Source organism: Candidatus Schekmanbacteria bacterium (assembly GCA_003695725.1).
GTDB lineage: Bacteria > Schekmanbacteria > GWA2-38-11 > GWA2-38-11 > J061 > J061.
In genome coordinates this window covers 1-5268 of record RFHX01000216.1, presented here as the reverse complement: position 1 = coordinate 5268, position 5268 = coordinate 1, and the positions used below count along the sequence as shown (strand labels likewise).

Genomic DNA, 5268 nt, shown 5'->3' with positions numbered 1-5268 from the left:
TTCCAACACAGAGAGATCCATATACTTTAAGCACCAGCATATTTGTTGCAATATTAGGTGCAGAAGGTTTTTTTGCCTTTGCTGATCTATTAAAGATTCGAAAACCTGTTGCTATGTTTACAGTTATGTTTTGTCTTCTTTTTATGCTGTCAAGCTATTCTATCCTCATTAAACCTTTTAAGAATCTAATAGATAATTTTCCTCCTTTTATAATAGGGATACAAAATGAATTACCTGATCAATGCATTATAATTTCTAATTCTGACTGGGCTTTTGGTGCAAACTTCTACCTTTCAGGAGATGTAGATAATGGGAAATGTATTGGTGCAAAAGATATTAATGCTGAAAAATTGAAAGAATGTTTTAACAAAAAGAAAAATGTTTTTCTTCTTGATATTCATGACCTTCCCAATCCTTTAACAGATTTTCTCAAAGGAATATTCCCGAAAAAATATATTAAATCTTTTGAAAGGCAGTCTGTTAAAAAGTATCTTAAAAGCAAATATTCTTTTATTCGATTTAAGAAGTTAAAAAAGGGACTCTATCCTATTTATCAGATTCTTCCAAAACAAGGTATTATTTAACTCATTGAATTTATTCAAACAACTCATTTGACGATTGTAATTCTCTGATTGTGCAATGTAATATGTTTTATAGAATCAAAGCAAAATAAAAAATTTAGAAAATGAGTTTATCTATTAAATTAGATTTAGATTAGGAGATGATTCCCAGTGAAAGCTTCCTTTTATGGTTTGCTCCTTTATATCCTTCTCTTTGTGTTTAAACCTGCAGATCATATTCCATCTCTTAAACCATTTCGGCTTGCTCTTGTTGTATCAATATTAGTGCTCTTGTTTGTCATAATTTCCGGAAGATTCAAGCTTTCAAAGGGGCTTATACCCTATTTAATGTTTGTCTATTTTGTTTTGTCTTTCTTTTCTCTCATCAATTCATCCTATACGCAGTTCAGTAATATTTCAATTGTCTTTCTATTGAAGCCGGTTATCCTTTTCTACCTGATATGCTGTGTTCTGGATAATGAGGAAAAGATAATGAAATTTATCAAAGTTTTCACTTTTGCGATTTTCATAGATTTGTTTATATCAATTCTTATCTTCAGAAGTGGTCAGCTTGGATATCGTTTAATTTCTTTTTTTCAGGGTATTGGCGCCGATACAAATGAATACGGGATGCATATTTTAATGATTATTCCATTCTTGGTATATTTTATTGAAACTGAAAAAAATCTTCCGAAAAAGCTCTTCTACATTTTCTTTATCCTTTTGTCCGGTTATGCCATGGTAAGGACTTATTCACGGGGCAGCACTCTTTCTGCAGGTGTTCTTTTTCTGATGTTTGGATGGATAAGACGAAAAGATAAAAAGTTTATTTTTGCTATGGTAATTATTCTGATCTGTATTTTACTGGTGACTCCACAAAAGTTTTGGAATCGACTGAGCACGATCACTGCTGATCCAACGCGTGCTGATGGTTCAATCAACGCGCGCATAGCGGCATTGAAGCATGGATTGGAATTGATTAAAGAAAATCTTTTTTTTGGTATTGGTTTTGGCGCCTTTAGATTTGCAAGTATGCGTGTTGTCGCATTTGGTGAAGATACAAGCCACATTGCCCATAATACCTATCTTGAAATTGCTGTTGAAACAGGAATTATAAATTTGATAGTTTTTTTGTTAATTATAATATTGGCGATAAGAACATGTTTGTCTAATATGAAAAAACTATCACATTACGAAGGGAGCATTGATTTAAAGAATATGAATCAGGCACTTCTTATGTCCCTTATCGTTTTCTGTATCTGTGTAATATTCCTTTCAATGAGATTTGACAGATTTTTCTATATAGTACTTGCTCTTATACTTTGTATCCAAGATAGAGCAATAGAATTAGAAAAGAAGAATGAGGAGAGGGAATTATCAAAGTTATGAAAAAAATAAAAGTTCTTCATCTTCTTTCGTCTTTAAATATCGGCGGGAGGGAAAAAGTTGCTATCGATATCGTCAACAATCTCGACAGAGAAAAGTTTCTTCCCTTTTTAATGTCACTCAGGCCAAAGGGGACTATGCAAAAGAAAGTAAAAGAAGATGTCAAAATAATTACATATAATAAGTCTGATAAACTTGACTTTGGCGCATATAGAAGAATCTCGAATGTCCTCAAAGAGAACCAAATTGATATACTGCACACACATAATCCCGGAGGTTTTTTATATGGCTTTATAGGAGGGAAATTGGCAGGTGTAAAAACAATCGTAAATACAGAGCATGGATTTGAATATAATATCAATTTTAAAAAAAGGTTGGCAGAGTCATTTTGTAGAAGATTTACGACTCTTACGATAGCAGTAAGCGAAGATGTAAAAAAGCGGCTTGGAGCTTCTGGAATGATTCGTGTGCTTCATAATGGCATAATTATAGATGAAAAAGATTATAGCAGTGAAAAAGAGAAGATAAGAAGAAGTATAGGGGTAATGGAGGATGAAGTTTTAATCGGCTGTGTAGCGCGCCTTGCTTATGTAAAGAACCATAGATGTCTTTTCAGGGCTTTCAAAATCGCGTCAGACATTAATCCTAAGCTTAAACTTTTGATTGTTGGAGATGGTTACTTAAAAGAGAATCTCCTGTCATTGAGAGAGGAGCTTTCACTTCGAAACAAAATTATATTTTATGGAGAAACAGATAATGTATCTAAGGTTCTTAATGCATTGGACATTTTCGCATTGACCTCTGTTTATGAAGGCATTTCTATTACCATTCTTGAAGCTATGGCTTGCGGGTTGCCTGTGGTCGCAACGAAGGTTGGAGGGAATCCTGATGTGATAGAAGATGGTAAAAGCGGGATTCTTGCTGAAAATGGCAATGAAAAAGAAATTGCAGAAGCATTTTTAGTCCTTGCCAAAAACAAAGAGCTGCGAATCAATTTTGGATGCACCGGCAGAAAGATTGTCTATGAAAGGTTCAATTTTAAGAATACTCTTCAAGAAATTGAGAATATTTATTTAAATTCTTTCAAATAATATGCTTAAAAAATTTCAAATGATTTCTTATTTTATTTCGAAAGCTGTGTTTAAATCACTCCACATCGACATAATGTCGGGTTCCAAATTGTCAGATGTCCTAATACGAATGTAATATAACCCCTTCTCTTTGAGATATATCGAAGGAATCATAGCACAGTTTTTTGATGACTCGATAATTCCGCTGTCATAGAGATTTTCAGAATCGAAGCTATTCGTTCTGTCAATCTGTATCTGAAAATGTGTTTGATAATTATCATAGCCATAGTTATTGTCAGGGTCTTTAAACTGCCAGCAGACATAGACATTTTTGGAATCTGTTGAAAATGCAGGAACAAAATCAGATGAGCTTCCTGATGGCAGATATTCAGCATAGCCCATATCGCGCCTGCTTCCGGGGTCATCTTTGTAAACTGGAAATGAGGGGTCTCCTGCATCTATACAGGGACTTGCAGGCAGCAGAGTAAAATCACCTGATTTTGGATCTTTAAAAAGTGGATCTTTGAATATATTGCCTTCTCCTTTTATATCTTTTCTCTTTTTTCCCTCAGGGGCGCTATCATCATTCATTGGAAACTTGACTCTATGAATACAATTGTAATCTATGTTGATTGCAGGACCTTTGTCTTCATCTGCCGTATAAGTATTGAAAACTGCCCTTATCCCAAAAATTGCATTGGAGATAATATTGTTTCTAATATCAAGTTCAAACCCTGAAGCATTGATTCCTGCCCTTCCTGTACCAAGAATATTGAAAATCGTGTTGTTATAAATTACTACATTATTTGACCTCCAAATCATAATTCCGTCGTGAGCAGAAATATTGTAAATAAGGTTGTTTTCAATGCGTGTCCCGAAAGCGTCATAGTTATATATGGCAGAGCCGATACTGAGACCTGTTGCTGTAATTGAATCATGGATGACATTGTTTTTTATTACACAACCAACTGCCTCACCACCAACATAGATACCTCCATATGTGTATTTGGAGACATCATTTCCAATGACTTCAACGCCCGTGTGCCGCCTTAATTCTATTGCACCTATTCCAATACCAGTGTTTTCTATTACATTGTTGATTATTCTGCTGTTTGCGCCCCATTCCTGGAATCTCACTGCCGTTTTGCCGCAGTTATTGAAGTAGTTGTCCTCTACAATTATATTGAAGGCTCTTTGAAGATTTATTCCTCCCCTTGTCTGATTTTGAAATTTGAAACCTTTGATTATTACATAACTTATTCCTGAAGTTTTTATTACATTGAAGCCCCAGTCCAATCCTGTGCCGTCGATAATAACATCTTCTCCCTCTGCAGCCATAAAAGTTATAGGTGCGCCTTTCAATCCGCTGTTCGGTTGTATTTGTTCATTGTAAGTGCCTGCGTGAACGATTACAGTGTCTCCGGGTCCTGCAAGAGATGCCGCATATGTGATTGTTTTAAACGGTTTGTCTTCTTTCCCGCTATTGCTGTCACTTCCTGTCACAGCAACATGATAGATTCTTCCTTTTTTACCAAAGAAGAACGACATTAGTGGAAATGCCTTGCTTCTTTTGAGAGGTGCCTGTTGAAAGACAAAAATTTCTTTTTTCTTTGTGTCAAGAGTTGAGTAAAAGGAGAGAATAGGTGCTGATGGAAGCATATTTATCCTGTAATAAAGAAAATCAGACCATTTACTCCAATAAACTCCATCAAATACGCGAAAGTGTATTCTATTAAGTGCTCCCCGCGTTGCTGTAATTCCGAATCCGTCATTTGTGCCGATTGGTGTTCTTTTCTCTGAACCATTGTATATATTTGAATGAACGAGCGCTTCAGGGGCGGCTACTATTCGTCCTGAATATTGAGCATTCTTATCGGCGCCGGGCTGATAGTAGCCATGAATGGAAAATTTTGAAGGATCCGGCTCTTTTATGTAATTCTGATATTCCCATCCTTTTTGAGTATCGCCGTCAGGATCACGGAACTTCCATCTATATACGCCTCCATGATTATATGTTAGAGGTACTTGTACAGGTTTGTCTTTCGATGATTTCATACCATTTATTGTTATATCAAAGGGTGGTTCAGGTGAGTGAACAGGATCATAGAGATCTAAAAGAGCATTATCCTTCATTTGCTGGTCAGTTAGAGCATAAGAATTGAGACCAAAAAGCAATATTAAAACTAAACAAGATATTATAAGTTTACTTCTTTCTTTTTTTCTTATCTTCATTTTTGTCTCCTATTTTGGAC

4 protein-coding genes are annotated in these 5268 nt (G+C 35.3%); 3 read left to right on the top strand and 1 reads right to left on the bottom strand.

Features of this window, described 5'->3' with window-relative positions:
- From D6734_08475 to D6734_08465, 3 genes are all read left to right on the top strand, one after another.
- The coding region (locus D6734_08475) for a hypothetical protein (protein RMF94140.1) at positions 1-584 on the top strand (584 nt) is incomplete at its 5' end.
- A 147-nt stretch (positions 585-731) separates the two neighbouring features.
- Positions 732-1949, top strand: coding sequence for a hypothetical protein (locus D6734_08470; protein RMF94139.1), 1218 nt, complete (start codon positions 732-734; stop codon positions 1947-1949).
- A complete protein-coding gene (locus D6734_08465; protein ID RMF94138.1) occupies positions 1946-3037 on the top strand; it encodes a glycosyltransferase in 1092 nt (363 codons plus the stop codon). The genes D6734_08470 and D6734_08465 overlap by 4 nt, the downstream gene beginning before the upstream one ends.
- 27 nt (positions 3038-3064) lie before the next feature.
- Here D6734_08465 and D6734_08460 read toward each other — a convergent pair whose 3' ends face one another.
- Positions 3065-5248: a DUF1565 domain-containing protein gene (locus D6734_08460; protein RMF94137.1), complete on the bottom strand. Its 2184-nt coding sequence runs from the start codon at positions 5246-5248 to the stop codon at positions 3065-3067.
- Positions 5249-5268 lie beyond the last annotated feature (20 nt).